At 68.8% G+C, this 26,348-nt stretch carries 23 protein-coding genes; 5 read left to right on the top strand and 18 right to left on the bottom strand.

From position 1 onward, the window contains the following. Nucleotides 1-31 precede the first annotated feature (31 nt). Nucleotides 32-556, bottom strand: a complete 525-nt coding sequence (locus tag OC534_RS11375) for a hypothetical protein (protein ID WP_017354603.1) — start codon at nucleotides 554-556, stop codon at nucleotides 32-34. Nucleotides 557-646: 90 nt separating this feature from the next. Here OC534_RS11375 and OC534_RS11380 point away from each other — a divergent pair, with 90 nt between their 5' ends. After that, complete coding sequence (locus OC534_RS11380) at nucleotides 647-1,018, top strand: hypothetical protein (protein ID WP_154081099.1); 372 nt, start codon at nucleotides 647-649, stop codon at nucleotides 1,016-1,018. A gap of 464 nt (nucleotides 1,019-1,482) precedes the next feature. On the opposite strand, the gene gcvH is transcribed toward OC534_RS11380, so the two are convergent. The 8 genes from gcvH to nudE all read right to left on the bottom strand — a co-directional run bounded on the left by gcvH (nucleotide 1,483) and on the right by nudE (nucleotide 7,138). Further along, nucleotides 1,483-1,878 carry a glycine cleavage system protein GcvH gene (gcvH, locus tag OC534_RS11385; protein WP_017354602.1) on the bottom strand — a complete coding sequence of 132 codons (396 nt, stop codon included), beginning with the start codon at nucleotides 1,876-1,878 and terminating at the stop codon, nucleotides 1,483-1,485. Between the two features lie 96 nt (nucleotides 1,879-1,974). Beyond that, nucleotides 1,975-3,087 carry a glycine cleavage system aminomethyltransferase GcvT gene (gene gcvT / locus OC534_RS11390; RefSeq protein ID WP_262071812.1) on the bottom strand — a complete coding sequence of 371 codons (1,113 nt, stop codon included), beginning with the start codon at nucleotides 3,085-3,087 and terminating at the stop codon, nucleotides 1,975-1,977. Between the two features lie 94 nt (nucleotides 3,088-3,181). Then, nucleotides 3,182-3,613 carry an NfeD family protein gene (locus tag OC534_RS11395; protein WP_017354600.1) on the bottom strand — a complete coding sequence of 144 codons (432 nt, stop codon included), beginning with the start codon at nucleotides 3,611-3,613 and terminating at the stop codon, nucleotides 3,182-3,184. Between the two features lies 1 nt (nucleotide 3,614). Beyond that, on the bottom strand, nucleotides 3,615-4,577 hold the full coding sequence (locus OC534_RS11400; protein ID WP_017354599.1) for an SPFH domain-containing protein: 963 nt from the start codon (nucleotides 4,575-4,577) through the stop codon (nucleotides 3,615-3,617). A 60-nt stretch (nucleotides 4,578-4,637) separates the two neighbouring features. Beyond that, nucleotides 4,638-4,961 carry a YnfA family protein gene (locus OC534_RS11405; RefSeq protein ID WP_017354598.1) on the bottom strand — a complete coding sequence of 108 codons (324 nt, stop codon included), beginning with the start codon at nucleotides 4,959-4,961 and terminating at the stop codon, nucleotides 4,638-4,640. Then, nucleotides 4,958-5,770, bottom strand: a complete 813-nt coding sequence (gene mazG, locus OC534_RS11410; protein ID WP_017354597.1) for a nucleoside triphosphate pyrophosphohydrolase — start codon at nucleotides 5,768-5,770, stop codon at nucleotides 4,958-4,960. Before mazG ends, OC534_RS11405 begins: the two co-directional genes overlap by 4 nt. Nucleotides 5,771-5,789: 19 nt before the next feature. Continuing rightward, nucleotides 5,790-6,593, bottom strand: a complete 804-nt coding sequence (cysQ, locus tag OC534_RS11415) for a 3'(2'),5'-bisphosphate nucleotidase CysQ (protein WP_017354596.1) — start codon at nucleotides 6,591-6,593, stop codon at nucleotides 5,790-5,792. After that, the gene (gene nudE, locus OC534_RS11420) at nucleotides 6,590-7,138 is read right to left on the bottom strand and encodes an ADP compounds hydrolase NudE (protein ID WP_017354595.1); all 549 of its coding nucleotides are present in this window, start codon (nucleotides 7,136-7,138) and stop codon (nucleotides 6,590-6,592) included. Before nudE ends, cysQ begins: the two co-directional genes overlap by 4 nt. 56 nt (nucleotides 7,139-7,194) lie before the next feature. Between nudE and bioA the strand changes: the two genes are divergently transcribed. Next, nucleotides 7,195-8,586 carry an adenosylmethionine--8-amino-7-oxononanoate transaminase gene (bioA, locus tag OC534_RS11425; RefSeq protein WP_017354594.1) on the top strand — a complete coding sequence of 464 codons (1,392 nt, stop codon included), beginning with the start codon at nucleotides 7,195-7,197 and terminating at the stop codon, nucleotides 8,584-8,586. After that, entirely contained in the window at nucleotides 8,577-9,311 is a 735-nt protein-coding gene (locus OC534_RS11430; protein WP_136003063.1) for a 16S rRNA (uracil(1498)-N(3))-methyltransferase, read from the top strand. Before bioA ends, OC534_RS11430 begins: the two co-directional genes overlap by 10 nt. Before the next feature lie 33 nt (nucleotides 9,312-9,344). On the opposite strand, the gene OC534_RS11435 is transcribed toward OC534_RS11430, so the two are convergent. The 7 genes from OC534_RS11435 to pilG form a co-directional block, all read right to left on the bottom strand. Next, nucleotides 9,345-9,815 (bottom strand): chemotaxis protein CheW, encoded by a 471-nt coding sequence (locus tag OC534_RS11435; protein ID WP_017354592.1) that lies wholly within the window; start codon nucleotides 9,813-9,815, stop codon nucleotides 9,345-9,347. Between the two features lie 34 nt (nucleotides 9,816-9,849). Next, nucleotides 9,850-11,160 carry a chemotaxis protein CheB gene (locus tag OC534_RS11440; protein WP_262071813.1) on the bottom strand — a complete coding sequence of 437 codons (1,311 nt, stop codon included), beginning with the start codon at nucleotides 11,158-11,160 and terminating at the stop codon, nucleotides 9,850-9,852. Continuing rightward, nucleotides 11,147-17,896, bottom strand: coding sequence for an Hpt domain-containing protein (locus OC534_RS11445; RefSeq protein ID WP_262071814.1), 6,750 nt, complete (start codon nucleotides 17,894-17,896; stop codon nucleotides 11,147-11,149). The genes OC534_RS11440 and OC534_RS11445 overlap by 14 nt, the downstream gene beginning before the upstream one ends. Before the next feature lie 94 nt (nucleotides 17,897-17,990). Further along, on the bottom strand, nucleotides 17,991-20,027 hold the full coding sequence (locus tag OC534_RS11450; RefSeq protein WP_262071815.1) for a methyl-accepting chemotaxis protein: 2,037 nt from the start codon (nucleotides 20,025-20,027) through the stop codon (nucleotides 17,991-17,993). 43 nt (nucleotides 20,028-20,070) lie between these two features. Then, nucleotides 20,071-20,601 carry a chemotaxis protein CheW gene (locus OC534_RS11455; RefSeq protein WP_017356960.1) on the bottom strand — a complete coding sequence of 177 codons (531 nt, stop codon included), beginning with the start codon at nucleotides 20,599-20,601 and terminating at the stop codon, nucleotides 20,071-20,073. Continuing rightward, nucleotides 20,601-20,963, bottom strand: a complete 363-nt coding sequence (locus OC534_RS11460) for a response regulator (protein WP_017356959.1) — start codon at nucleotides 20,961-20,963, stop codon at nucleotides 20,601-20,603. Before OC534_RS11460 ends, OC534_RS11455 begins: the two co-directional genes overlap by 1 nt. Before the next feature lie 18 nt (nucleotides 20,964-20,981). Then, a complete protein-coding gene (pilG, locus tag OC534_RS11465) occupies nucleotides 20,982-21,383 on the bottom strand; it encodes a twitching motility response regulator PilG (RefSeq protein WP_017356958.1) in 402 nt (133 codons plus the stop codon). 258 nt (nucleotides 21,384-21,641) lie between these two features. Here pilG and gshB point away from each other — a divergent pair, with 258 nt between their 5' ends. Then, the gene (gene gshB / locus OC534_RS11470; protein ID WP_262071816.1) at nucleotides 21,642-22,592 is read left to right on the top strand and encodes a glutathione synthase; all 951 of its coding nucleotides are present in this window, start codon (nucleotides 21,642-21,644) and stop codon (nucleotides 22,590-22,592) included. After that, complete coding sequence (locus OC534_RS11475; RefSeq protein WP_136003059.1) at nucleotides 22,589-23,476, top strand: energy transducer TonB; 888 nt, start codon at nucleotides 22,589-22,591, stop codon at nucleotides 23,474-23,476. The genes gshB and OC534_RS11475 overlap by 4 nt, the downstream gene beginning before the upstream one ends. Before the next feature lie 35 nt (nucleotides 23,477-23,511). On the opposite strand, the gene tsaB is transcribed toward OC534_RS11475, so the two are convergent. Together tsaB and OC534_RS11485 are read right to left on the bottom strand one after the other, a co-directional pair. Continuing rightward, the gene (tsaB, locus tag OC534_RS11480) at nucleotides 23,512-24,216 is read right to left on the bottom strand and encodes a tRNA (adenosine(37)-N6)-threonylcarbamoyltransferase complex dimerization subunit type 1 TsaB (RefSeq protein ID WP_262071817.1); all 705 of its coding nucleotides are present in this window, start codon (nucleotides 24,214-24,216) and stop codon (nucleotides 23,512-23,514) included. A 5-nt stretch (nucleotides 24,217-24,221) separates the two neighbouring features. Beyond that, nucleotides 24,222-26,279 (bottom strand): ATP-dependent DNA helicase, encoded by a 2,058-nt coding sequence (locus tag OC534_RS11485; protein ID WP_136003057.1) that lies wholly within the window; start codon nucleotides 26,277-26,279, stop codon nucleotides 24,222-24,224. Between the last annotated feature and the right edge of the window lie 69 nt (nucleotides 26,280-26,348).

A 26,348-nucleotide genomic window follows, 5' to 3' on the forward strand; every position in this document is an offset into this window, starting at 1 on the left:
AGGAGTTTCAGGTGCGGCTATCGGGAAACGCTTAGATCAGCGGTGCCGGGGTTGCCGGCAGGGCGACCGGGGCAGCCTTCTTCTTGCGGGCTGCCGGCTTGCGCTTTGCAACCTTCTTGACCGCCTTCTTGGCGGTGGCCTTCTTCGCCGTAGCCTTCTTGGCTACCTTCTTGACGGCCTTCTTCGCCGTCTTGCGGGTGGCCTTCTTGGCCGCCGCCTTCTTGGCTACCTTGCGGACAGCCTTCTTCGCGGTCTTCTTGGCAGCCGCCTTCTTGGCGACCTTCCGGACGGCCTTCTTCGCCGTCTTCTTCACTGCCTTCTTCGCGGTCTTCTTGGCAGCCGCCTTCTTCGCTACCTTCTTGACCGCCTTCTTGGCGGCTGTCTTCTTCACTGCCTTGCGGGCGGTCGCCTTCTTGGCGGCCTTCTTCACCGTCTTCTTGGCCGCCGCCTTCTTGGCGACCTTCTTCACGGCTTTACGGGCAGTCGCCTTCTTAGCGACCTTCTTGGCTGCCTTTTTGGCGGCCGGCTTTTTCTTCGCAGCTTTCTTGGTTGCCATGGGATGGCTCCTCGTCAGTGATCTATGGAGTTGAAACGCCCAGGTAAAGCAAACCCGCCGTTGCTGCGTTGCGGGGACCGCCGTCGCGTCATGCGCGTCGTGACGGATACGGGGACACCTACCGGGATCGGCCAGGCAGGTGTCGGATCAGGGGTGCCCTTGCATTTCACCGAAGGAAGCGAAGCCGACTCCACCGTCATCGGATGCAAGGTGGATGTCCTGGTTGTGCTTCGCGACTGGATGTCGATTCTGCTCACTCTCTTGGCAGGCAAGGTCTGCTTGGCGAAACCTAATCACGCTTTTTTTCACTGTCAACAACCCCGGCGAAAAATTTTCACACCGGACACGTCCGACGCGCTGCGCCGAGCACCCGTTGGACACCCCGTACCGACACGTCATGCCCACACCAACGGACACGCCGATGCCCTGTCGGCGGCAAGCCCTGAAACAAAAACAACTTAAAAGAAGCACTTTCGCGAAACACACCCCGGGTGGCGGCATGCGCACAGGCAGGTGTGCGAGCAGCGGCGCGCCTGTCTGACCGGCTGCCAACAAAGGGGCAAAATCCGTCGGAAAAGTTTTCACATCCGGCTGCGCTTTTTACTACCCGATTGACGCAAATGCGCAAACTTTCTGCCGCGCAGTGTCGGCGCGATCGCACCTTCGGCAGGTCGCCAGCGGTCGTCCTGCGACCGCATGTCGATGTGCGGCGACGCGCATCGGCATGCTCATGACCCGTCGCGATGGGTTCCCAACCCGACGGCATGAGCCGACGCGGAACGCGCCGGCAGCGCGCGCACACCGCAACATCATCACGCCTCGCTAACGCCGCCGCGTCGGTGCATGCCGTTCGTTTTCCCGTCCGCGGGAGAACAGCCAAAAAAAAACGGCCGCACAAGGCGGCCGTTCCTGGGAGCGACGCAGGATCAGTGATCCTCGTTCTCCAGCAGCTCGGCGTAGTCGTCCGGCGCCAGCAGCTCGTTCAACTCGTCGGTGCCGGTCACTTCCACCACGAAGATCCAGCCTTCGCCGTACGCATCTTCGTTGATGGTTTCCGGCTTGTCCGACAGCGCGCTGTTGACCTCGACCACGGTACCGGTGATCGGGCTGTACACGTCCGAGGCGGCCTTCACCGACTCGACGACGGCGGCCTGCTCGCCCGCCTTGACCGTGTCGCCGACGTTGGGCAGCTCGACGTAGACCAGGTCGCCCAGCAGGCCCTGGGCATGGTCGGAAATACCGACGGTGACGCGGCCATTGCCTTCGACGCGCGCCCACTCGTGGGACTTGAGGAATTTGAGGTCGCCGGGGATCTCGCTCATGGAACTGCTCCGAGAAAATTCAGGGGTTCGGGAAACGGGGGTAGTGTAACCAACCGGCGCGGGCCGCTGGGCAACCGCGCGCCGGAAACTGATGGATCAGGCCTCGACCAGCACGCCGGGCTGGGCCTGACCTTCGCGCACGAACGGGAACTTCACCACGCGCACCGGGACGTGCTTGCCGCGGATGTCCACGTGCACCTGGCCCAGCTCACCGGCCGGCACGCGGGCGAACGCGATGCCCTTGCCCAGCGTCGGGGAGAAGGTGCCGGACAGGATCTCGCCCTGGCCGCTGGCGGTGAGTACCGCCTGGCCGTGGCGCAGCACGCCCTTCTCGTCCATCACCAGGCCGATCAGCTGGCGTGCGTCGCCCGCCGCCTTCTGCGCTTCCAGCACCTCGCGGCCGATGAAGTCGCGGCCTTCGTCCAGCGCCACGGTCCAGGCCAGGGCGGCTTCGTACGGGGTGATCTGCTCGTCCATGTCCTGGCCATACAGGTTCATGCCGGCTTCCAGGCGCAGCGTGTCGCGCGCGCCCAACCCGGCCGGACGTACGCCGGCCTGCGCCAGGGCGTTCCAGAAGGCGACCACGTCGTTCTGCGGAATCAGGATTTCAAACCCGTCCTCACCGGTGTAGCCGGTGCGCGCCACGAACAGCGGCGCACCGCTGGCGGCGGTCGCCTCGATCGCGGCGAAACGGCCGAGCGTGTTCAATGCGGCGCGGTCGCCCTCCGCGGCCAGGCCGATCACGCGCGCGCGTGCGGTGGGGCCCTGCACGGCGATGATCGCCAGGTCGTCGCGCTCGGTGACCTGCACGTCGAAGGCGGCCGCCTGTTCACGGATCCAGGCCAGGTCCTTCTCGCGGGTGGAGGCGTTCACCACCATGCGGAAGAAGTCGTCGGCCAGGTAGTAGACGATCAGGTCGTCGATCACCCCGCCCTGCGGGTTGAGCATGCACGAGTACAGCGCCTTGCCGGTGGCCTTGAGCTTGTCCACCGAGTTGGCCAGCAGGCGGCGCAGGAACGGCTTGACCTGCGCGCCGCGCAGATCGACCACGGTCATGTGGCTGACGTCGAACATGCCCGCGTCGGCACGCACCAGGTGGTGTTCGTCCAGCTGCGAGCCATAGTGGATGGGCATGTCCCAGCCACCGAAATCGACCATCTTGGCGCCGAGTGCGCGGTGGGTGTCGTTGAGAAGCGTCTTCTGGGTCATGACCGGTTCCGGGGGAATGAAGGCAAGAGCGCCATTATCCCAGAACCGTCTTCACAACGCCTGCGGCGGTGCGGAATGCGCCGCCGCAGCCTGCTCAGACCGGTTGCACTTTCAGCGTCATGCCCGCCACCGCCACCACCCGTACCGCGCTCCCGGCCGGCAGGTCCGGGCCATCCACCACCCAGAACGCGTCGTCGACCTTGGCGCGGCCCTTGCCGGCGACGATCGGCTGGTCCAGCAGCACCACCCGCCCCACCAGCTGTTCGGCACGCCGGTTCAACAACGGCGCGTCGCTCTGCCGATCGTGGGAGCGCCCCCAGCGCCGGTAGCACTGGATCGACACCACGCTGAGCAGCACGAACGCGACCACCTGCCACAGCAGCGGAATGTCGGCGAACACGGCCACCAGCACGAACACCGCCGCCGCCCCGATGCCGATCCACAGCATGAACGCCCCCGGGGCCAGCGCTTCGGCCGCAAACAGCACCAGTGCCAGCGCGCCCCAGCCTACGACCTCCCAGCGCATGTCAGCCTCCGATCCGCGGCGGCACCGCGCGCGCGGCCTTCTTCTCTTCCTGCTTGGCGAACGCTTCCTTGGCCAGTTCGGCCACACCGGCGATCGATCCGATCACGCCACTGGCCTCCATCGGCATCAGCACCAGCTTCTGGTTCGGCGAGGTCGCCAGTTCCTTGAACGCCTCCACATACTTCTGCGCGATGAAGTAATTGATCGCCTGCACGTCGCCCTTGGCGATCGCGTCGGACACCATTTCGGTCGCCTTGGCTTCGGCCTCGGCCAGGCGCTCACGCGCCTCCGCATCGCGGAACGCGGCTTCCTTGCGGCCTTCGGCTTCGAGCACGGCCGCCTGCTTCTCGCCTTCGGCACGCAGGATCTCGGACTGGCGCGAGCCTTCGGCTTCCAGAATCTGCGCGCGCTTTTCGCGCTCGGCCTTCATCTGCCGAGCCATCGCGTCGAGCAGGTCGCGCGGGGGCTGGATGTCGCGGATTTCGATGCGGTTGACCTTCACGCCCCACGGGTTGGTGGCATGATCGACCACGCTCAGCAGCTGGGCATTGATCACCTCGCGCTGGCTGAGCGATTCGTCCAGGTCCATCGACCCGATCACGGTGCGGATGTTGGTCTGCACCAGCGCGATCATCGCCACTTCCAGGTTGGCCACTTCATAGGCCGCCTTGGACGCGTCGAGCACCTGGAAGAACACCACGCCGTCCACGCGCACCGCGGCGTTGTCCTTGGTGATCACTTCCTGGCTGGGCACGTCCAGCACCTGCTCCATCATGTTCACCTTGCGACCGACGCCGTAGACGATCGGAATCAGGAAATGCAGGCCGGGGGACATGGTGTGGGTGTAGCGGCCGAAGCGCTCGACCGTCCACTCGTAGCCCTGCGGCACCATGCGCACGGCCTTGAACAGGATGACGACGGCCACGAAGGCAAGCACCAGCGAGAACAGCATGGTCGGAAACATCGGAAACTCCTTTCCCTGTGATGTCCCGATTGTACGGTCAGTTGCGCTGCGACACCCGGTTCAGCTGCCGCGGGGGGCAAACATGATCACCGTCATCCCGGCCAGGCACAGGGCGACGCCAAGCAGATCCCAGCGGCTGGGACGAATGCCGTCCACCAGCCACAGCCACATCAGCGCAGTGCCGATGTAGACGCCTCCGTAGGCGGCGTAGACGCGGCCGCTGGCGACCGGATGCAGGGTCAGCAGCCAGGCGAACAGGGCCAGGCTGGCCGCTGCCGGCAGCAGCAGCCACGCACTGCCGTCCTTGCGCAGCCACAGCCACGGCAGGTAGCAGCCGACGATTTCGGCCACGGCGGTCAGTACGAACAGCAGCAGCGTGTTCACGATGTCGCTTCGTCGCGCTTGGCCTGCTGCCAGAGGCGCTCCTGCGCCTCCAGGTCCAGCGCGTCCATGCGCTGCCCGGCGGCGGCGGCCTGCGCCTCCATCGCGCGGAAGCGGCGCTCGAACTTGTGGTTGGCCTGGCGCAGCGCCGCGCCGACATCGACCTTGGCGTGCCGGGCCAGGTTGGCACAGACGAACAGGAGGTCCCCGAGTTCTTCCTGCAGGCGCGCGTGGTTGGCCTGGACATCACCGCGGGCGAATTCCGCCGCCACCTCGTCCAGTTCCTCGCGCACCTTGTCCAGCACCGGCTGCGGGTCGGGCCAGTCGAAGCCGACCCGGGCCGCGCGGGCCTGCAGCTTCACCGCCCGCTGCCACTCGGGCAGGCCACGCGAAATGCCGGCCAGCGCGGAGGTATCGGTGTGGCCCTTGGCCGCGCGTTCGGCACGCTTGATCGCCTCCCAGTTCAGGTTGACCTGGTCGGCGTCGTCGACCTCCACGTCGGCGAAGATGTGCGGATGACGCCGCTGCATCTTGTCACTGATCGCACGGGCGACGTCGGCGAAGGCGAACGCGCCCTGCTCGCTGGCCATCTGTGCGTGGAAGACCACCTGCAGCAGCAGATCGCCCAGTTCGTCCTTGAGGTCGTCCAGGTCACCGCGGTCGATCGCGTCGGCCACTTCGTAGGCCTCCTCGACGGTATACGGGGCAATGCTGGCGAAGTCCTGCTGCAGGTCCCACGGGCACCCCTGCGTGGGATCGCGCAGGCGCGCCATGATCTGCAGCAGGCGGTCCAGTTCGGCACTGGGGGTCATGCGGGGTTCTCCGATGGGGTCAGGCAGGCAACCAGTCGCGCCACGGCAGGCGGGTATCGCCCAGCGCGATGAAGTCGCCGTTCAACAGGGTGTCGCGGCGGTTGTAGCGGAACGGCTTGCCGGTGGCCGCCGACAGCACCGCACCACCGGCGGCGTGCAGCACGCACTGACCTGCGGCGGTGTCCCATTCGGCGGTCGGTCCCAACCGGGGGTAGACGTCGAGCGTGCCCTCGGCGAGCCGGCAGAATTTCAGCGACGAGCCCTGTGCGACCAGCTCGATCCCGCCCATCCGGTCCAGCAGCGCCTGCGTCTGCGGGCTGCGGTGCGAACGGCTGGCGGCGACCTTCAGCGGGGGCACGGCCGGCGTGCGGGTGCGCAGCACCGAGTCGCGCATGCCGTCGCGGCGATACGCCAGCTCACCACGCATCGCATGCCAGACCGTGCCACTGACCGGCGCCAGCACCACGCCGAAGGCCGGCGCCCCCTGGTAGATCAGCGCGATGTTGACGCTGAACTCGTCGTTGCGCTTGACGAACTCGCGGGTGCCGTCGAGCGGATCGACCAGCCAATAGGCACCCCAGTGCTGGCGCACCTCCCACGGCACCTGCGCCGATTCCTCGGACAGGATCGGCAGGTCCGGAGTGAGCTGGCCAAGGCCGCGCTCGATCACCTGGTTGGCGGCCAGGTCGGCCGCGGTGAGCGGGCTGCGATCGGATTTGATCTCCACATCGAACGCAGTGGCATACACCCCCATGATGGCGGCGGCGGCGTCCTGGGCGATGGCGATGACGGTTTCGCGCAGATCCGTCGTGAGTTTGATCATTCCCGACGTCCCAGCCACTCGCGGGCGATGAACAACGCCGCCAGCGAACGGCCTTCGGAGACGTCCTCGCGCAGCATCAGCTGGTCCAGATCGGCCAGCTTCCAGGGCACCACTTCCAGCTCCTCGGGTTCGTCGCCCACCAGGCGTTCGGGATAGAGGTCGCGGGCCACCACCAGCCAGGACTGGTGGCTCATGTAGGTCGGCGCCAGCGTCATCGCGCGCAGCACATCAATGCGGCGGGCACCGTACCCCGCCTCTTCCTTCAGTTCGCGGTCGGCGGCCTGCTCGGGGCTTTCCCCGGCATCGATGCGCCCTTTGACCAGGCCGAGCTCGTAACGGTGCACGCCGGCCGCGTATTCACGCACCAGCAGCACGGTCTCCTCGTCGAGCATCGGCACCACGACCACCGCGCCGTGGCCCCGGCTGACCAGACGCTCGAAACGGCGGCGTTCGCCGTTGGAGAATTCCAGGTCCAGGTGCTGGCGCTGGAAGGGCCCGCTTTCCTCGTCCGTGATCTGGTGGATGATGGGCAGGCGACGGCTCATGCGAACAGGCTCTTGGATAGAATGTGTGCAGGTGAAAACGTGTTCATGAGCCCGAAATGCTAGCAGACCCAGCCCCCCTCACGCTGGCCGACCGGTGGCGGCAACGCGACCTGGCTGTGCTGTGGCACCCGTGCACCCAGATGCGCGAGCACCCCGACACCCTGCCCCTGGTACCGATCGCGCGTGGCGAAGGCCCGTGGCTGATCGACCATGATGGCCGCCGCTACCTGGATGCGGTGAGCAGCTGGTGGACCAATCTGTTCGGTCACGCCGAGCCCCGCATCGGCGCGGCCATCGCGCACCAGGCCACCCAGCTGGAGCAGGTGATGCTGGCCGGCTTCAGCCACGAACCGGCGGTGGCCCTGGCCGAGCGCCTGCTGGCGATCGCACCGCGTCAGCCCGGGCGCGACCCGCTGGCCAAGGTGTTCTACGCCGACAACGGGTCGGCCGGCGTGGAGGTGGCGCTGAAGATGGCGTTCCATTACTTCCGCAACCGCGGCGAGATGCACCGGACCCGCTTCGTGGCGCTGGAGAACGGCTACCACGGCGAGACGCTGGGCGCCCTGTCGGTCGGGGACATTCCGCTGTACCGCCGGGTGTACGCGCCGCTCCTCACCGAAGCACTGTTCGCACCGTCCCCCGACGCCTATCTGGCCGAGCCCGGTCAAAGTGCCGCCCAGCGCGCCCATGAGGCCGCCGACCGCCTGGCCGACCTGTTCGACCGGCATCCCGGCGAGATCTGCGCGGTGATTCTGGAGCCACGGCTGCAGTGCGCCGGCGGCATGCGCATGCACGACCCGGTGTATCTGCAGCGGGCGCGGGCGCTGTGCGATGCCAACGGCGCATTCCTGATCGCCGATGAAATCGCTACCGGCTTCGGCCGCACCGGCACGCTGTTCGCCTGCGAACAGGCCGGGGTGATGCCGGACCTGCTGTGCCTGTCCAAGGGCCTTACCGGTGGCTTCCTGCCGCTGGCCGCGGTATTGACCACCCAGGCACTGTACGACGCCTTCCTGGATGACTCGCGCGAGCGTGCCTTCCTGCATTCGCACAGCTATACGGGCAATCCGCTGGCCTGCGCGGCCGCGCTGGCCACGCTGGACATCTTCGCCACTGACGATGTGATCGCGCGCAACCGCAGCACCGCCGAGGTGATGCGGCGACTGGCCGCGCCGTTCGCCGACCATCCCCACATGGCCGACGTGCGCCAGGCCGGCATGGTGGTGGCCTTCGAGCTTGCCCGCAACGGCGACAGACACACCCCCTTCCCTGCCGAGGCGCGGATCGGGCTGCGCGCCTACACCGCCGCGCTGAAGCGCGGGGTGGTGCTGCGCCCACTCGGCAACGTGCTGTATTGGATGCCTCCCTATTGCGTGGAGGACGAACACCTGGACCTGCTGGCCCAGACCACCCTGGCCGCCATCGAGGACGCCACCGCATGCGCGTGACCCGCAGCTTCATCCCGACCGCCCTCGCGATCGGCCAGACCGTGTCGCTGCCCGAGGACGCGGCCAACCACCTGGTGCGCGTGATGCGCCTGCGGGAGGGCGATACCTGCGTGCTGTTCAACGGCGATGGCCACGACTACACCGCACGCCTGGTCGAAGCAGGCAAGCGCGATGCGCAGGTGCGCATCGATGACGCCCACGAGGTGGCCAACGAGTCGCCGCTGCACATCACCCTGCTGCAGGGCATCGCGCGCGGAGAGAAAATGGACCTGATCCTGCAGAAGGCCACCGAGCTGGGCGTGAATGCCATCGTGCCGGTGAACGCCGAACGCACCGAAGTAAAGCTGGATGCGGCGCGCGCGGAAAAGCGCCTGGCCCACTGGGTCAGCGTGGTGGTCTCGGCCTGCGGCCAGTCTGGCCGGGCACGCGTGCCGTCCGTGGCCGCACCGCAATCGCTGCTCGATGCAGCACACGGCCTGCCCGCCGGGGCGCTCAAGCTGACCCTGGATCCCCTCGGCGAGCATCGCCTGTCCACCCTGCAGGCGGCGGCCGGCGGTGTGGTGATCGCGATCGGGCCCGAGGGCGGCTGGTCGCCGCGCGACCGCCAGGCACTGCAGCAGGCCGGCTTCCAGGGCCTGCAGCTGGGTCCGCGCATCCTGCGCACCGAGACCGCCGGGCTGGCCGCGATTGCGGCCGTGCAGGCGCGTTTGGGCGATCTGGGGTAAGCAGTGCCACGACCCCCGGTCGTGGCCTGCCGGTCACGCCACCGGGTGGGCCTGGTCCAACGCCGCTTCCAGCGCGTCCAGGTCCGGCAGCAGTGCGCTCTGCTCGCCCAGCAGCACACGCATGTGCACCCCCTGCGGCAGGGTTTCCTCGGAGGCGTCGGCCAGCAGGCCGTCGCGCGGGACGGAGATCAACTGCGGGAAGCTCTGGGTCAGCAGGGCGAAATAGGGGCGTTGCGCATTGCCTCCCAGGGCCTTCAGCACCACCACCTTGTTGTTGCCATGTACCGGCTCGTCGCCGAGCCCGGACAGGCGCGCGAACGAAAGCAGCGGCACTTCCCAGCCATGCCACGCGATCTGCCCCACCAGCCAGGCGGGCGCATCGGCGATCGTCTCGACCGGCACTTTGGACATCATTTCGGCGACGGTGGCGTTGGGCAGCAGCACGCGCTCATGCCCGGCCTGGATCAGGACGCCGCGGATTTCGTCGTTGTTGGCGTAGCTCATGCGCTCTGGTTCCTGTAATGGGCGGCGGCGTGGTTCACGTGTCCCCGCCCCAACGATCGGCGATGACCTGGGCCAGCTGCTGCGGCTCACCGGCCTCCATGCCCGCAGCGACCACCGCATTGGCGGCGGTCGGGTCGTAGCAGCCCTCACCCACCTGGCCAGCCACCCAGGCACCGGCCACGGCCAGTGCGAGTACGTCATCGACCTGACTGGCATCGGCGCCACTGAGCAGCACCACCGCACTGTGCGCCGGCGGCAGCGCGCCGACCTGGACGCCGTGGGCATCGGCGACGAAGTGCAGGCCGCGGTTGTGGACGGTCACGCCGATGTCGTCGGACAGGATGTACACCTGCCCGGCTTCCACCGGCTGCGCGGCTTCGGCCAGCACCACCGGCAGCGCGGAGACGCGGGCCATCTGTTTGACCAGGTTGCCGTAGCGGCCGCCGTCCAGGCGCATGTGCACCAGTACCGGCACAGCCAGCGTGGCCGGCAGGCCAGCCAGCAGCCGGCGCAGTGCGTCCGGACCGCCGATGCCTGCCAGCACGAGGACCGCGCCGGGGGCGGCACTGCCCGGGTCCACGTCGGCTTCCAGCGCCACCAGCGACAGGCGTTCGCTGTCGAACGCAGGCGGCGGCACAGCGGCGGCGACGGACGCTGCAGCAGGCGTGCCGTGGTCATCGACCAGCGACCAGCTGCTGTGATCGCCAAAGGAGGCCACCGGCAAAGGGGGCGGCGCCACCGGCGGCGCCGCGTTGACGGGCGCCGGCACCGTTTCCGGCGGTGCCTGCAGCCCGGCCAGCGCTTCTTCCAGCGACATCGGCTCGCGGATGCCGGACGGCGCCTGGTAGAGACCGTCAGCCGGCACCTCGGTCGCCGCGTCGAACGCCTCGCGCACGTGGAACGACAGCGGCGCATCGGCATGCAGCTGCGCCGGGGTGGTCGGCAGGCCAGGTTCGGGCTGCAGCAGGTGGTCCTGCTCCGAGCCCGGCGGCAGCACGTCCTGGTGCCCATGCAGCTTGGCCGCCAGGTGACGCGCCCAGCGCTGGGCTTCCCAGCCGTCGCGACGGGCGGCCAGGTCGGCCTCGTCGAAGATCAGGGTCAGCGAGGGCGACGCCAGCACCGGGTCCAGGCGTTCCAGCGCATCCTCGATGGCCGGTTCCAGTGCGATCAGCACCGCGCCCGGATCGGCATCGCGCAGCGCCTGTGGCTCCAGGGTATTGGGATCGCCCTCGAACACCAGGCGCGCACCGGCGTGGCCGAGCGCATCGCGCAGGCGGTCGCGCGCCGCACCGTCACGGGCCAGCAGCGCCACCGACAACAGGGGATGGGAGTCACTCGCGGACACGGGCGATCCCCAGCAGGTCGTAAACGTTTCGCATCAGATCCAGTTCCTGGTACGGCTTGCCCAGGTAGCGCTGGACACCGATTTCGAACGCACGCTGGCGGTGCTTGTCGCCGCTGCGCGAGGTGATCATCACGATCGGCACCTGCTGGTAACGCGGATCGGCGCGCATCGCGGTGGCCAGTTCATAGCCATCCATGCGCGGCATCTCGATATCCAGCAGCATCAGATCGGGCACGCGCTCCTCCAGCCGCTCCAGTGCTTCGACACCGTCGCGGGCGACGGTCACTTCGAAGTTGTGGCGCTCCAGAATGCGGCCGGTGACCTTGCGCATCGTCAGCGAGTCGTCCACCACCATGACCAGCGGCACGTCGCGGTCGCTGACCTGGGTGGTCACCGCGATCGGCTTGTGCGGGTTGGCGAGGAAACGACGCACCAGCGGCGCGACGTCGAGGATGACCACGACGCGGCCATCGCCGGTGATCGTGGCGCCGTAGATACCCGGCACCGATGCGATCTGCAGACCCACCGGTTTGACCACGATTTCGCGGTTGCCGAGCACCTGGTCGATGGCCACGGCAGCCCGCAGGTCGCCGGCGCGCACCAGCAGCAGCGGCACCTGGGCCTGGCCTTCGGCGCGTGCCTGGGCCTGGCCGACCAGCGTGCCCAGGTCGTGCAGGGCGAACTCTTCGCCGCCGTAGTGGTACACACCGGCGCTGGTGGACTCGAAACGCTCGCGGGAGATGCGGCCGATGCCGCTGACCGACGCCACCGGTACCGCGTAGGTGGTGTCACCGATCTGCACGAACACGGCCTGGGTGACCGCCAGCGTCTGCGGCAGGCGCAGCGTGAAGGTGACGCCCTGCCCCCGCACGGAGTGGATGTCCACCGAGCCGCCGAGCTGGCGTACTTCGTTGTGCACCACGTCCATGCCCACGCCACGGCCGGCCAGCTGGCTGACCTGGTCGGCGGTGCTGAAGCCGGAGGCGAAGATCATCGCATCCAATTCGGTGTCGTTGAGGACCGCATCGGCCTCGATCAGGCCGCGCTGTTCGGCACGGCGACGGATCGCGTCACGGTCCAGGCCGGCGCCATCGTCGGCCACTTCCAGCACGATTTCCGAGCCCTCGCGACGCAGGCGGATGGCGATCTCGCCCTCTTCCGGCTTGCCGGCGGCACGGCGCTGCTCCGGCGTTTCAAGACCGTGGGCGACCGAGTTGCGCAGCATGTGTTCAAGCGGCGCGACCATGCGATCCAGCACGTTGCGGTCCAGTTCGCCGTGGGTGCCTTCCAGCGTGACATGCACCTGCTTGCCGGTGTCCTGGCCGGCCTGGCGCACCACGCGGCGCAGGCGCGGCACCAGCCCGTCGAACGGCACCATGCGCGCGCGCATCAGGCCATCCTGCAGTTCCGAGCTGACGCGCGACTGCTGCTGCAGCAGGACGTCGTACTGGCGCGACAGATCATCCAGCACACCCTGCAGGCCTCCCAGGTCGGCCGCCGATTCGTTCAGCGCGCGGCTGAGCTGCTGCAGGGTGGAGAAGCGGTCCAGTTCCAGCGGATCGAACTTGTGGTCGGCCTGGTCCTGCTCGCGCTGGTAGCGCGCGACAATCTGCGCTTCGGTTTCCAGGTCGAGTCGGCGCAGCTGGTCGCGCAGACGGGCGTTGGTGCGGTCCAGTTCGGACATGGCCCCCCGGAACGCGCCCAGCTGCTGCTCAAGCCGCGAACGGTAGATCGCCACCTCACCGGCATGGTTGACCAGGCGGTCAAGCAGATCGGCGCGCACACGCACCTGTTCCTGCTGCGGACGTGCCAGCGCGTCGTCGTCGCCGACCACTTCCAGCGGCACCGGCGCGGACAGCGGTGCGGCCACCCGTGTGGCGATCGCATCGGCCACGGCCTGGTTGCGGTCCTCCACCACCGGCGCTTCGGCCGGCAGCGCGTCCTCGACCACGACCGCACGGCCCTGGGTCCGCTGCTCGAAGGCGGCGATCAGGTCGTCGGGCATCGCCACCGTGCGGTGGTCACCGGTGCGGGTGAGCATCTGGTGCAGGCGGTCGAAGCCACGCTCCAGCAGATGGACGTCGCTGCGGTCAATGTCGGTGCGGTTGGCCGCCACGGCTTCCAGCAACGATTCGATGCCGTGGCCAAGGTCACCGATCGGATTGATCCCGGCCATACGCGCGCCACCCTTGAGGGTGTGCAGATCGCGCTGCAGCCCGGCCAGCACGTCGCGGTCCTGCGGCGCGGCGCGCAGTTCGCTGATCAGGCCATCGCAGTGGTCGAGCAGATCCTTGCCCTCCTCCACGAAGATGTCGACCAGCTCCTGGTCGAGCACGCTGAAGTCCAGCGCGTCGGCGGCATCCTCTGCACCCTGCCCATCGACCCGCGTGGGCGCCTGCCCGGGGTCGGCGTCGGCGTCGGCGTCGGCGTCAAGGGTCGCGGAGGATGCCGGCGCATCGACCGATGCATCGATCGCGACGGTGGACTGTTCCAGTTCGAAGAACGGCGTGGGCGCGACGCGCGTTGCGGCGCTCTCCTGCGTTCCGGTGTCGTCCAGCGTATCGGCGAACGCATCCGCTCCGGCGCCGTCATCGTTGCTGGCGTCGAGTCCGATCACCCCCACCACGGGCGCCTCATTGCCCTCCGGCGCATCGACCACGGTCAGGCCGTCATCCAGCGCCTGTTGCGTGTCCACCGGCTCGCCGAACGACGGCACCGGCGGCAACACGTCGTCCAGGGCATGGGCGTCGGCAATGAGGGCGTCCTCTTCCTCGTCGCTGAACGCCTCACCGTCGAACGCCGGCGGCGCGGCATCGGTGGCGTCGTGGTCTGCCGGCGCGGCGCCGGCGTTGTCGTGGACCACACCAAAGTAGCGCGACAGGTCATCGGCGGCGGTCAGCTCGACCGCGTCCAGACCGTCCGCTGCGGTGTCGTTCGCGGCGGTCTCCAGCACGGCATCCACCGCAACAACCACGTCGGCATCGGCGTCGTCGCCGCTGGCGGTCGCGACGCCGGCGGTACCGGTGGCAAGGGCCGCCGGGAGCGATGTTTCATCGAGGAAGCGGGACAGGTCGTCGCTGCCCGTCAGGTCGTCGCTGCCCGTCAGGTCGCCGATGGACAGCACCGACGCCTCGTCGGCGGCCAGGTCTGCCGCATCCAGGACCACCAGGCCGTCGGCCTCGAGCTCCGCGTCCTGCACATCCACGTCGTCGGACGCATCGGAACGGGCGAAGCCGGCCGCGTCGACGTCCTGTACGGATGCGTCGGCGTCGGGCAGTACGTCCGCGCCCAGTGGATCGGCGGCCGCCCTCTGTCCGGCGTCACTCACCGCGACAGCGTCGATGTCCTCGATGCGCTCGTCAGCATGGGCATCAGCCTCAGACGGTGCATCGATTGCTGTCGCATCGGCATCCGCGCTCTTCACTGCATCGACCACCGGCTCGGCGTCGATGGCGTCGATGGCGTCGATGACCTCGACGTCGACGTCGGCGTCGAGCGCATCGAGCTCCGCCGTCTCCACGTCGATCGCGTCGTCGTCGACCAGCGCCGGCCAGCGCGCTTCGGGCAGCCGATCGGCCAGCGCCTGCAGGCGTGCGGCCAGGTCGTGCTGCACCGGAATGCGCGGGAACTCGGTCTGCAACGCGTTCATGGTCAGCGTGATCGCGGCGGCGGCATCGCGCAGCGCCGCCACACCGTCGGTCTCCGGCGTTTCACCGGCCGCCAGCGAGCGCTTGATGAACGATTCGGCAGCCCCGGTGACGGCCGTGATCTCCGGCACCTCGGTCATCGCGAACGCACCGTTCATGGTGTGCATGGCACGCAGCAGCAGATCGGTCACCGGCGCCGGGGTCACCGCTGCCGAATCCAGCCACGCGTGCAGCGTGGCCAGGTGGGTGTCGACCTCGGCCTCGAGGATTTCGCGCAGCACGCTGTCGATATTGGCCGGCGTACCGGCCTCGACCGGGGCGTCCGCCGGCACCTCGAGCGCGGGCTCGACAGGCGTCTCGGCGGTCGTGTTCTCCGCCACGGGCGCGGCAACGGGGGCCGGGCGCTGCAGCGGCACGTGGAAGGTCTCTTCACCGGCCGCCACGCGGTCGGCAATGGCCTGCATGGCCTGCAGGTCGGCGGTCACGCGGCTGTCGCCGCGCAGCGCGGCATTGAGCTGCGGCAGCACTTCATAGGCCTGGGTGACCATCGCGACGACCGCCGGGGTGGCCGCGCGGCTGCCGTCGAGCACGCGGTTGAGCATGCCTTCGACCTTCCAGCTGAACTCGCCCAGGGTGCGTGCGCCCACCAGACGGCCGCTGCCCTTGAGGGTATGGAAGACGCGACGGATCGGGCGCAGGCGGTCCAGATTGTCGGGCGCGGCACGCCATGCCGGCAGCAGGTTGCCCAGATTCTCCAGTTCTTCGTCGAATTCCTCGATGAAGACGTCGCGGATGTCCTGGTCGATGTTTTCGCCATCGTCCTCGAAACCGGCATCGATGCTGGTATCAAGGGTGTCCGGCGCCAGCGTGGCCGCGACCGGTGTCTCGACGGGCTGGGTGGTGAACTGGGCCGCCGCCGCGTCCAGCTCGGCCAGGAACCGCGCCGATTCGTCATCGAGGTCGATCTTGCCGATCACCGCTTCATGCACGCCGCCGCTGACCGGGGTCAGCGGCACATCGACCGCCAGGGTGTCGTCCGGCAGCGCATCGGCGGGGACAGCGTCCTCGACCGGCGCAGGTGCATCCGCGTCCATGTCGCCGGACGCGGCAACGCCATCGCTGCCGCCGCCGGCGGCGGTGTCCTGCAGGAAGGTCGGCAATGCGTCCACATCGAACGCGTCCGGTTCGGCCAGGTGCGCCGCCTCCTGGACACGCTGGGCATCCTGGGCATCCTGGACATCCAGCGACAGCACGTCGTCGGCGTTGCGCAGGTCGTCGTCGAAGGTGAACTCGATCGGCTCGTCGCTGATGTCCAGCACGTCATGCTCAGCTGCCACCGGGTCGAACCCGGCGGCGCTGTGGGCGATCACGATCTCGTCGGCCACGGCATCGACATCATCGGCCCCCGACAGCGCATCGGCGGTGTCGGTATCGGCGGCCTCGGCGGCAACGCTGTCCAGCGTCGGCACGAGGTTCCATGCGGTCGGCGCGGGCGGCGTTTCGGCCTGCACCGGATCGAACGCGGCAGATGCCGGTGAGACCTCATCATGCGGCCGCGCGGTGGACAGCTCCCACTGCGGCGCGTCCGGTGCCACCGGCGCGGTGGAGGCGTTGAACACCAGCGCGACCGGCGCGGACGGCGCGGGTTGCGCGGGTGCCGCGGGCAGCGGATCGAAGGTGAAGTCCGGCAACGGGGGCGGCACGCTGACCGGTTCCTGCGCAGCGAGCGGGGTCGGTTCGATCGCGATCGGCTCGATCGACGGCGCGTCCCACGCGGCCACATCGATGCGCTCGGCGGCGACCGGCAGCGCTTCGGCGCTGGTATCCGCCGGCGCGCTGCCGGCATCCGGCAACGGCCAGTAACGCAGGGTTTCCAGGCTGCTGCGGGTGATGTCCAGTATCTCGTCGCGACCGGGACGGCGTTCGCGCAGCGCTTCCAGGTAGTACTCCAGGCTGGCCATCGCATCGGCCAGCGTGTCGAGCTGGCGACCGCTGGGAACGCGCTGTTTGCCGATCAGCTCAACGGCAATGTACTGGCGCACGCCCTGCAGGTAGTCGGCCGGCACGGCCAGATCCAGCATGCGCAGCGCGCCGGACACCTCGCCCAGCAGGCGCGGCACTTCCTGCAGCTGCGCGTGGCTCCAGTTGGTTTCGATGAAGGCGACGAAGTGCTCGCGCGCCGCGGCGAAGTTGGCGATCGCCTCATGGGCCAGCACTTCCACCGTGCGGCGGTTTTCCACCGCGCTCGGGTCGTCCTCGCCACTGCCGCCGGCCCCGAGGTGGGCCACCTGGTCGTCCAGCGATGCATCCACGTACAGCAGCGCGCCGGCGATATCCAGCAGCAGCCCTTCGTCGATCTGCTGTTCGCCGTCGACCACGCTGCGCAGCGCATCGCGCTGCTGCACGACCACGCCGCGGGCAACGCCCAGGCCCATCATGCCGAGGGTATCGGCCACCGCACCCAGCTCGTTGACCTGGGTCTGCAGCTGCACCGGCTCGCCGTTGGTGCGCAGGTGCAGATCGAGCGCATCCTTGATGCGCAGCAGTTCTTCCTTGACCGCGTTGCCCACGGTATCGAGCAGCTCGCGGTTGCGGCCGCTCAGGCTGCCGCGCGCGTGGTCCAGTTCGGCTTCGGTGGCGCTGGCGCTGTCCGGCGCGAAGGCGAACAGCACGCTTTCGTTGATGCCCGGCGCAGCGCGCGCAGCCCGGATGTCATTGAGCAGCGGCAGCAGCACGATCGGGATATCCCGGTGGCCGTTCTGCAGGCGCTCCAGATAATCGGGCAGCAGCACGCTGCCGCGCATCAGCGTGGCACAGGCTTCATCGCGGTCGGGCACCTGTCCGGCACCGATGGCGTTGGCCAGCTGTTCCAGCTCCTCGGCCACCATCGCCGGAGCATACAGCTCGACCATCCGCAGGGTGCCCTGCACCTGATGCAGGTAGCCGGCGCAGAAGCGCATGCGGCCGCCGTCAGCGGGGTCTTCCACGAAGTACTCGACCTCGTGCCGGACCTGGCGCAGGGTTTCGTCCAGCTCCGGCTTGACCCAGCCCAGGGCAGCGTGGCTCATCGCATCGCGCAGCGTGCTCATGCCAGGGCTCCGGGCAGGTTCGCGCACAGGATGTGCTGGTGATTGTGGCGATGCATCATCTGCTGATTCCTTCCCTCTCCGCCCTGCCGGTCGTTCACGCCGGCAGCTTGAAGTCGGCAACCGAGCGGCGCAGGTCGGCCGCCAGCTGTGCCAAATGACCGATCGACTCGGCGGTCTGTCCCGCACCCTGCGAGGTCTGGCCGGTAATCTGACGGATCACGCCCATCGTGCGGGTGATGTCCGATGCAGCGGCCGACTGCTGCTGGGCAGCGATCGAGATGTTCTTGATGAGGTTGTTGAGCGCGTTGGACACGCGTTCGATTTCGGTCAGGGCGGTACCGGCGTCTTCGGCCAGGCGCGCACCGGACACCACTTCGGCGGTGGTCTGCTCCATCGAGCTGACCGCTTCGTTGGTATCGGCCTGAATGGCCTGGACGAGGTTTTCGATGCGTCGCGTCGCGCCGGAGGTACGTTCTGCCAGGCGCTGCACTTCGTCGGCCACGACCGCGAAACCACGCCCGGCTTCACCGGCCGAGGCCGCCTGCACGGCCGCGTTCAAGGCCAGGATGTTGGTCTGCTCGGAAATGTCGTTGATCAGTTCCACGATCGAGCCGATTTCCTGCGAGGACTCACCCAGGCGCTTGATGCGCTTGGAGGTTTCCTGGATCTGGTCGCGGATCTGGTCCATGCCCTGGATCGTTTCGCGCACCACGCCGGCACCTTCGGCGGCGATGACCACCGAGCGCTGGGCCACGTCGGCCGATTCGGCCGAGTTGCGCGACACCTGCTCGATGCTCGACGCGATTTCGCCGATGCGGTCCGACGCCGAGGTGATCTGGTTGGCCTGGTGACCGGCCGCTTCGGCCAGCTGCATGGCCGTGGCCTGCGTTTCATGGGTGGACACGGCGACCTTGGCCGAGGTGTCGTTGATGGTGGTCACCAGGTGGCGCAGTTCGTCCACGGCGTAGTTGATCGCGTCGGCGATCGCGCCGGTCATGTCCTCGGTCACCGAGGCCTTGACCGTCAGGTCGCCTTCACCCAGCGAGCTGATTTCGTCCAGCAGCCGCATGATCGCCTGCTGGTTGCGGCTGTTGAACTCCACCTGGGTCTGGTAGCGCAGTTCCTGTTCACGCGAGCGGCTGCGCACGGTGCTGCTGACGAAGCCGACGATGGCGATCAGCGACAGCGCGCCGGAAATGACGCCCAGCCAGAAGTTCGGGAACAACCGCGTATCGCGCACCGAACCGAACGAGGAGAAGGCTTCGAACAGCTTCTTGCTGTCGTCCAGCATCCTGCCGGCGCCGGCGGTCAGGGCGGCGGCCGACGACTGCGCAGCGAACAGCTGGCGCGAGCTGGCCAGGATCGCGTCGGCGTCCTGCTTCATCGTGTCCCACTGCTTCTGCGACTGCTCCAGCGCGGTCAGTGCGGCGGCGTTGCGGACCGGGGTGATGCCCAGTTCCTCGTTGCCGTTGCGCAGCGCGTCGAGCACCTGGGTGAACACCACCGAGTCGCGCGCCAGCGCATCGCCGGCGGCGGCGGCATTGGCGCCACCGGCGCGCATTTCGGTCACACGGCGGGCCATCGAGCCCACCACCACGACCTGCTGCAGGGCGTTGTAGACCTGCGAGGCGGGCGCGCCGCCGGCCGACATCGCGCGGACCACTTCGTTCAGCTGCGCCTGCAGGGCCGGCACGCCGTTGACGAAGTTGTTGGCATTGCCGGCCAGCGCCAGCACCGCCGGTTCACTGGCCACCAGCTGGCCGGCGCTCTTGCCGAGCGGCTCCCAGGTCTGGCTGAGCTGCTCCAGCGGGCCGGCCACGTTGGCCTCGTTGCCGTAGCGCCCCTTGAGGTTGCTCACCGTGCCTTCGATGCGGGTCTTGGTGTCCTTGAACGCAGTGAACGCCTGCGCGTTGCCCGACACCGCCTCACGGCCCTGGTTGGCCAGCTGCTGGGACAACACCTGCAGGTCGGCCGCGCCGGTGCTGGCGCCGGCCAGGCGGCTGCCCTGCCAGGTGGCTACGCCGGTGTTGACGCCGAACACGATCATCGACAGGGCCAGCAGGCCCAGCCAGAAATTGGTTCCCACCGAGCCCAGCTTGCCGGCCTTGGCGGATTCCGAAGCAGTACTCATGGTTCAACCTCGATCTTCAATGCGGTGAGACAGACGGCGACGGTCAGGCCGCGGCCTGCCTGAATTCGGGGGTGCGCGACAGCAGCGACAGCGAGAACACGCCCCAGTCATGACCGTCGCCGTGGAAGGCGCGGTCGACGAAGTGGCCGTACCGGCCTTCGGCGAGATCGCCGGCCGCCACGTCCTGGTCCTGCTCGAAGCTGCGCTGGCCGAACAGCTCATCGATGGTCAGCGCGACGTCGCCACCGGCCTGGCGCATGATCAGCACGCGCTGGCCTTCCTGCTGCACGGTGCGCTCGCCTTCCAGGAAGTACTTCAGGTCGACCACCGGGAACAGATTGCCGCGCAGGTTGCCCACGCCCAGCAGCCACGGCTGCGCGCCGGGCACCGGGGTCACCGGCGGCATCGGCACGATTTCAACCACTTCACGGAAGTCGGACACCAGCCGGCGCCTGCCGACCCGGTAGCCGACACCACGCCACAGATCCTGCGAAAACTGTCGTTCCGGCAGCTGCACGGCATGGGCCAGGCTGCGCCGTTCGTAGGCTTCCAGGATGTCGAAGGGAGAGCGCATCAGACCACCAGTTCGTTGATCCGCGCGATCAGTTCCTCCTCGCGCGGCGGCTTGACGATGTAATCGGCCGCCCCCTGTCGCAGCCCCCATGCCTTGTCGGTTTCCATCGCCTTGGTACTGACGATGACCACCGGGATGTGCCTGGTCGCTGCGTCCCGCGCCATCGCGCGGGTCGCCTGGAAACCACTCATGCCCGGCAGCACGACGTCCATCAGCACCAGCTGCGGCAACTGCTCGCGCACGAGCTGGAGCCCGTCCTCGGCGTTGTCCGCTTCCAGTACTTCATGGCCGGCCTTGCGCAACCACTGCGTGAACACCGCACGGTCGGTCGGTGAATCCTCGATCAGAACGATTCGAGCCATTGTGCCTTTCCCCCCTGGTCAGGCGTTTACGTATGTGCGGATGGCACCCAGCAGTTCTTCACGCGTGAATGGCTTGGTCAGGTACTGCTCCGAGCCGACGATGCGCCCGCGCGCCTTGTCGAACAGGCCGTCCTTGGAGGACAGCATGATCACCGGCGTGGACTTGAACAGCTGGTTGCCCTTGATCAACGCGCAGGTCTGATACCCGTCAAGACGCGGCATCATGATGTCCACGAAGATGATCTGCGGTTGCTGGTCGGCGATCTTGGCCAGCGCCTCGAAACCATCGGTCGCGGTCACCACCTCGCAGCCTTCGCGCTTGAGCAGTGTTTCCGCGGTCCTGCGAATGGTCTTCGAATCGTCGATGACCATGACCCTGAGCCCTGCGAGTTCCCCACCCGCAGCCATGTTTTCAGTCATTACCTTTCCCCGAGCGCGCGACGCTTCTGCTGGTCTGGCGCCGCTGCGAAAGCGTATCTATATCCCAATTCCGGCGCAGGCTTCAAGCACCGCGGCTGCCGCCAAGCAGGCCGCGGGTCTCCGCCCCTCGCCGGACCCGGAACTGCGCAAACCCGCGGCCGCCACCGGCGCCGGCGGACACTGCGTTGCAGCCGTGCCGGGCAGGCAACCGGGGGCCATTGCCGCTACCATCATCGGCCTGCCCGCCAGGTTGCGACCATGCCGTTGAACGTCATCGTGGTGATGGACCCCATCGCCGACATCAAGATTGCCAAAGACACCACCTTCGCCATGCTGCTGGAAGCCCAGCGACGCGGCCATGCCCTGCACTACGTCGCCCCGGGCGGCCTGGCGCTGCGGGACGGCCAGGCGGTCGCCCGGACCGCACCGCTGCAGGTGCGCGACGACGCGCGGGACTGGTTCACCCTGGGCGAATTCAGCCAGACCCCGTTCGGCCCCGGCCAGGTCGTGCTGATGCGCAAGGACCCGCCGGTGGATGCCGAATTCATCTACGACACCCACGTGCTCAGCGTGGCCGGGCAGGCCGGTGCGCTGGTCGTGAACGACCCGCAGGGCCTGCGCGACTTCAATGAGAAGCTGGCTGCGCTGCTGTTCCCGCAGTGCTGTCCGCCGACCCTGGTCAGCCGTCGCAGTGCCGACCTGAAAGCCTTCGTGCTCGAACACGGCCAGGCCGTGCTCAAGCCGCTGGATGGCATGGGCGGGCGCTCGATCTTCCGCAGCGGCACCGGCGACCCGAACCTGAACGTGATTCTGGAAACCCTGACCGACGGCGGGCGTACGCTGGCGCTGGCGCAGAAGTTCATCCCGGACATCAGCGCCGGCGACAAGCGCATCCTGCTGGTGGACGGCGAACCGGTCGACTACTGCCTGGCGCGCATCCCGCAGGGCGACGAGTTCCGTGGCAATCTCGCCGCCGGCGGCCGCGGCGAAGGCCGCCCGCTGAGCGAGCGCGACCGCTGGATCGCCGCGCAGGTGGGCCCGGAAATGAAGCGCCGTGGCATGCGCTTCGTCGGCCTGGACGTGATCGGCGACTATCTCACCGAGGTCAACGTCACCAGCCCCACCTGCGTACGCGAACTGGATGCGCAGTTCGGCCTCAACATCGCCGGGCTGCTGTTCGATGCGATCGAGGCCGGTCTGCCGCAATGAGTGCCCGCGTCGCTCCGGCCCCCAGCCCGCAGGCGCGCGAGTCGCAGCGGCTGGGCGCGACCCTGACCCTGTCGGTGATCGTGCACGGGCTGCTCATCCTCGGCGTGGGCTTCGCGGTCAGCGACCAGGCCCCGTTGGTGCCGACCCTGGATGTGATCTTCAGCCAGACCCGGACCGCGCTGACGCCCAAACAGGCCGACTTCCTCGCCCAGGCCAGCCAGGTCGGCGGCGGCGACCACGACAAGGCCGAGCGCCCGCGCGACAACCAGGCCGGGATCGTGCCGCAGCCGCAGACCGGCCTGTCGCCGGTGCCGCAGCAGCGCCAGGATGCGGCCAGCCCGCCGCCCCCGCAGGCACGCGTGATCAGCAGCCGCAACAGCCCCGACAGCGTCGCCGACGCGCAGCCGCAACCGCTGCCCGACCGCCCCACGCCGGACGCGCCGGTCACCGCACGCGAACAGCGCGACGCGGAGATGGCGCGGCTGGCGGCCGAAGTGCACCTGCGCTCGGCGCAGTACGCCAAGCGCCCCAACCGGAAGTTCGTGTCGGCGAGCACGCGCGAATACGCCTACGCCAACTACCTGCGGGCCTGGGTCGACCGTGCCGAGCGGGTGGGCAATCTGAACTACCCCGATGAGGCGCGCCAACGCCGGCTCGGCGGCCAGGTGGTGATCACCGTGGGCGTCCGCCGCGACGGCAGCGTGGAAAGCAGCCGCATCCTGCGCAGCAGCAACAGCCCCCTGCTGGATGCCACCGCGCTGCGCGTCATCGCCCTGGCCCAGCCGTTCCCGCCGCTGCCCAGAACCGACGATGGCGTGGACATCCTGCAGGTCACGCGCACCTGGGTGTTCCTGCCCGGCGGCGAGCTGCGCGACGACCGCTGACCCGGCCACTGACGAGGCCGGGCGCCGGTACGCCACTACCCCTGCTTTGCCGCCCGCGCGGCCTGCTGCTCGACCAGGGTCAACGCCACGTTGTCGCGCAGATAGGCCGGCTCCACCCGCTCCGGCGCCACGGCCTCACCGCGCTCGAACGCCGGCACTGCCAGCGCCAGCACGTCCGAGGCGCGCGGCAGGGCCAGCGGATCCACGCCCGCCAGCTGCGGCGCCAGGCGCGTGGCCAGCACGCCATCGGCAGCACCGAACCCGGTGCCCACGCCGAACCAGCGCGTGCCGTCGGGCAGGACCACCGCGTCGGGCGCGCACACCACTTCCTCGCCCTGCAGCCGCCATTGGCCGTCCATGCGCACCTGGCGGGCCACGTACACCTCGCCCATGCGCGCGTCGATGCTGGACAGCACCTGGTCGGCGTCGGCCGGCGCGCGCAGCGCCAGCGTCTGCAGCGTTGAAATCGGCACCAGCGGGCGGTCCAGCGCCAGGGCGATCCCCTGCGCGATCGCGATCGCCAGGCGTACGCCGGTGAAGGCGCCGGGGCCGCGGCTGAGCGCGATCGCATCCAGCTGCGACCGGGCCACGCCCGCCTCGGCCAGCAGCGCCTCGGCCCAGGGCAGGCTCAGCTCGGCATGGCGGCGCGGGGCGATCTCGAAGCGCTCCAGCACCTGCCCATCCACATGCAGGGCGACGGAGCAGGCTTCGGTGGCGGTTTCAAAGGCAAGCAGTTTCATGGCGGTCAGAACAGGGAAGTGGGGAAATCGTCGGCGGCCGGCGCCGCTGCAGCGGCGGGAACGGCAGCGGCAACGGCAGGCCCGCTGGCCGCGTCGGCGGGCCATTGTGGCGCAAAGAAGGCGCGGACATCGTCCAGCGCCCGGGTGCGGCGGAACGGCGGCAGCGAATCCAGGAATATCCGGCCGTAGCCGCGGCTGAGCAGGCGCGGATCGCACAGCACCAGCACGCCGCGGTCGGTCTCGCTGCGGATCAACCGGCCCACGCCCTGCTTGAGCGCGATCACCGCCTGGGGCAGCTGCTCGTCGCGGAACGGGTTGCCGCCGTCGCGGCGGATCGCGTCCAGGCGCGCTTCGAACACCGGATCGTCCGGGGCGGCAAAGGGCAGTTTGTCGATCACCACCACGCTCAGCGCATCGCCGACCACGTCCACGCCTTCGCGGAAACTGGCCGAGCCGAGCAGCACGCCATTGCCCGACTCGCGGAAGCGCTGCAGCAGCGTGGCACGCGGCGCCTCGCCCTGTACGAACAAGGGCCAGGGCGCATCGCGCAGCGCTTCGGCTGCTTCGCGCAGGGCGCGGTGCGAGGCGAACAGCAGGAAAGCACGTCCGTCGGACGCCGCCAGCACCGGGGTCAAGGCGCGGATCAGCGCGGTGCCGAAACCGCGCGCGCCCGGATCGGGCAGATCGGTGGGCAGGTAACACAGCGCCTGGCGCGCCCAGTCGAACGGGCTGGCCTGCAGCAGCGTCACCGGGTCGTCCAGGCCGAGCCGCTGCGCGATGTGATCGAAATGGCCGTCCACGGTCAGCGTGGCCGAGGTGAATACCCAGGCCGCCATCGAGCGCTGCCGATGCTCGCGCAGCGGTCCGGAGACATCCATCGGGGTGCGCTGGCAACGGAAGCCGCGTGGCGTCAGTTCGTACCAGAGCACCTCGGCCGGTGCCGGCACCTGCTCGGGGTCCACGTCGAAATCCGGCAGCGGCGCATCGTCGCCCAGCCACCGCGACAGCCGCGACACCGCCTCCTGCGCACGCGCATGGCAGGCATCCAGGCCGGGCGACGCCTCGCGCACGCCGGCCAGGCCATCGCGCAGCGTCACCAGCGCGGCCATCGCCGCGTCGAATCCGTCGCGCACCTGCGGCACCGCCAGCGCGCGCCATTGGGTGCCGCGCGGCGGCAGGCCATCCATCGCGATGCGCAGATCGCGCAGCCCCTGCTCCAGTGCGGCGGCAGGCGCCTGCAGCGCGGCCTGCGCGCCGGCCACGCTGCGGCTCTCTGCCAGACAGTCGCGCGCCAGCTCCTGCCAGGGGCGCATGCCGAAACCTTCGCCGAAGAAGTTGGCGGCCAGCTCCGGCAGCTGGTGCGCTTCGTCGATCACGAAGGCCTGCGCGCCCGGCAGAATTTCGCCGAAGCCCTCCTGCTTCAGCGCCAGGTCGGCCAACAGCAGATGGTGGTTGACCACCACCACGTCGGCCGCCTGGGCGCGCTGGCGGGCCTGCACCACGAAGCAGTCGTCCCAGAACGGGCACTCGGTACCGAGACAGTTGTCGACCGTGGAGGTCACCATCGGGTACAGCGGCGAATCTTCCGGCAGCGCGTCCAGTTCGGCCATATCGCCAAAGCGCGTACGCCCCGACCACGCCAGGATGCGCTGGAACTGGGCCACCTGTTCCGGCGAGGAGAAGCGCGGCTCGCCACGCGCCTGCTGCAGGCGGTAGCGGCACAGATAGTTGGCGCGGCCCTTGAGCAGCGCACTGCTGTGACCTACCCCCAGTGCGGCGCGCACGCGCGGCAGATCGCGGTGGTAAAGCTGGTCCTGCAGCGCGCGGGTACCGGTGGAGATGATGGTCTTCAGCCCGGACAGCAGGGCCGGCACCAGGTAGGCGTAGGTCTTGCCGGTGCCGGTACCGGCCTCGGCCAGCAGCACGTCGCGCTGGTCGAAGGCTTCGGCGATGGCCGCGGTCAGGCGCAGCTGCGCCGGGCGCGGCACGAAGGCATCAAGTTGGCTGGCAAGCGCACCGCCCTCGCTGAGGGCGTCGCCGCTGGCAGTGGCAAGGCGGGACATCGCCCCATGATAATCCCCGGCCGCCACCGCGCGCCGGATTGCCGTCGTGGAGCGGGGCTCTGCCCTGCT

Source organism: Stenotrophomonas sp. Marseille-Q5258, from assembly GCF_946900935.1.
GTDB classification, from domain to species: Bacteria; Pseudomonadota; Gammaproteobacteria; order Xanthomonadales; family Xanthomonadaceae; genus Stenotrophomonas; species Stenotrophomonas nematodicola.

Excerpts from the sequence above, each read along its gene's own strand:
- OC534_RS11435 (WP_017354592.1), bottom strand. The coding sequence starts at position 9,815 with ATGAGCTACGCCAACAACGACGAAATCCGCGGCGTCCTGATCCAGGCC.
- gcvH (WP_017354602.1), bottom strand. The coding sequence starts at position 1,878 with ATGAGCGAGATCCCCGGCGACCTCAAATTCCTCAAGTCCCACGAGTGG.
- OC534_RS11375 (WP_017354603.1), bottom strand. The coding sequence starts at position 556 with ATGGCAACCAAGAAAGCTGCGAAGAAAAAGCCGGCCGCCAAAAAGGCA.
- bioA (WP_017354594.1), top strand. The coding sequence starts at position 7,195 with ATGCTAGCAGACCCAGCCCCCCTCACGCTGGCCGACCGGTGGCGGCAA.
- OC534_RS11430 (WP_136003063.1), top strand. The coding sequence starts at position 8,577 with ATGCGCGTGACCCGCAGCTTCATCCCGACCGCCCTCGCGATCGGCCAG.
- OC534_RS11445 (WP_262071814.1), bottom strand. The coding sequence starts at position 17,896 with ATGAGCACGCTGCGCGATGCGATGAGCCACGCTGCCCTGGGCTGGGTC.
- OC534_RS11460 (WP_017356959.1), bottom strand. The coding sequence starts at position 20,963 with ATGGCTCGAATCGTTCTGATCGAGGATTCACCGACCGACCGTGCGGTG.
- OC534_RS11450 (WP_262071815.1), bottom strand. The coding sequence starts at position 20,027 with ATGAGTACTGCTTCGGAATCCGCCAAGGCCGGCAAGCTGGGCTCGGTG.
- nudE (WP_017354595.1), bottom strand. The coding sequence starts at position 7,138 with ATGAGCCGTCGCCTGCCCATCATCCACCAGATCACGGACGAGGAAAGC.
- OC534_RS11380 (WP_154081099.1), top strand. The coding sequence starts at position 647 with ATGCGCGTCGTGACGGATACGGGGACACCTACCGGGATCGGCCAGGCA.
- OC534_RS11395 (WP_017354600.1), bottom strand. The coding sequence starts at position 3,613 with ATGCGCTGGGAGGTCGTAGGCTGGGGCGCGCTGGCACTGGTGCTGTTT.
- OC534_RS11400 (WP_017354599.1), bottom strand. The coding sequence starts at position 4,577 with ATGTTTCCGACCATGCTGTTCTCGCTGGTGCTTGCCTTCGTGGCCGTC.
- gshB (WP_262071816.1), top strand. The coding sequence starts at position 21,642 with ATGCCGTTGAACGTCATCGTGGTGATGGACCCCATCGCCGACATCAAG.
- mazG (WP_017354597.1), bottom strand. The coding sequence starts at position 5,770 with ATGACCCCCAGTGCCGAACTGGACCGCCTGCTGCAGATCATGGCGCGC.
- OC534_RS11455 (WP_017356960.1), bottom strand. The coding sequence starts at position 20,601 with ATGCGCTCTCCCTTCGACATCCTGGAAGCCTACGAACGGCGCAGCCTG.
- cysQ (WP_017354596.1), bottom strand. The coding sequence starts at position 6,593 with ATGATCAAACTCACGACGGATCTGCGCGAAACCGTCATCGCCATCGCC.
- gcvT (WP_262071812.1), bottom strand. The coding sequence starts at position 3,087 with ATGACCCAGAAGACGCTTCTCAACGACACCCACCGCGCACTCGGCGCC.
- tsaB (WP_262071817.1), bottom strand. The coding sequence starts at position 24,216 with ATGAAACTGCTTGCCTTTGAAACCGCCACCGAAGCCTGCTCCGTCGCC.
- pilG (WP_017356958.1), bottom strand. The coding sequence starts at position 21,383 with ATGACTGAAAACATGGCTGCGGGTGGGGAACTCGCAGGGCTCAGGGTC.
- OC534_RS11475 (WP_136003059.1), top strand. The coding sequence starts at position 22,589 with ATGAGTGCCCGCGTCGCTCCGGCCCCCAGCCCGCAGGCGCGCGAGTCG.
- OC534_RS11485 (WP_136003057.1), bottom strand. The coding sequence starts at position 26,279 with ATGTCCCGCCTTGCCACTGCCAGCGGCGACGCCCTCAGCGAGGGCGGT.